The sequence below is a fragment of the Paracoccus sp. SY genome, from assembly GCF_002901215.1.
Classification (GTDB): Bacteria; Pseudomonadota; Alphaproteobacteria; order Rhodobacterales; family Rhodobacteraceae; genus Paracoccus; species Paracoccus acridae.
In genome coordinates this window covers 1-302 of sequence record NZ_NWMQ01000253.1, presented here as the reverse complement: position 1 = coordinate 302, position 302 = coordinate 1, and the positions used below count along the sequence as shown (strand labels likewise).

Genomic DNA, 302 nt, shown 5'->3' with positions numbered 1-302 from the left:
CGTGACGAGAAAAAGCCCAAGAAGGAAAAGCCCAAGGTGATCGCCGCGGCACCTAGCACCAAGGGAACAGTGGCAGGTCTTGCTGTGAAGCCAAGCAGATGACGGTTGATGCCGTGCCGCCAGAGGCCGGGCCGGCGAAGCATGAGGGCGAGATGGTGATCATGCAGGCGATCCTGAAGAACTGCGCCGCCCTCGGGGTTGCGCCCGAGGAGGCAAAACGCATCGCCATCCGCTCAGTCATGAACCTGCGTCGAACCCAGAGCGTCAGATAAGCCGCAGACGCTCAGTCCTTGTCCGGAGCA

The 302-nt window shown here is 61.6% G+C and carries 1 protein-coding gene; it reads left to right on the top strand.

Going from position 1 to position 302, the window contains the following annotated elements:
• The first annotated feature begins 98 nt into the window (after positions 1–98).
• Positions 99–272: a hypothetical protein gene (locus CK944_RS23580; RefSeq protein ID WP_158248148.1), complete on the top strand. Its 174-nt coding sequence runs from the start codon at positions 99–101 to the stop codon at positions 270–272.
• Positions 273–302 lie beyond the last annotated feature (30 nt).

Excerpts from the sequence above, each read along its gene's own strand:
- CK944_RS23580 (WP_158248148.1), top strand. The coding sequence starts at position 99 with ATGACGGTTGATGCCGTGCCGCCAGAGGCCGGGCCGGCGAAGCATGAG.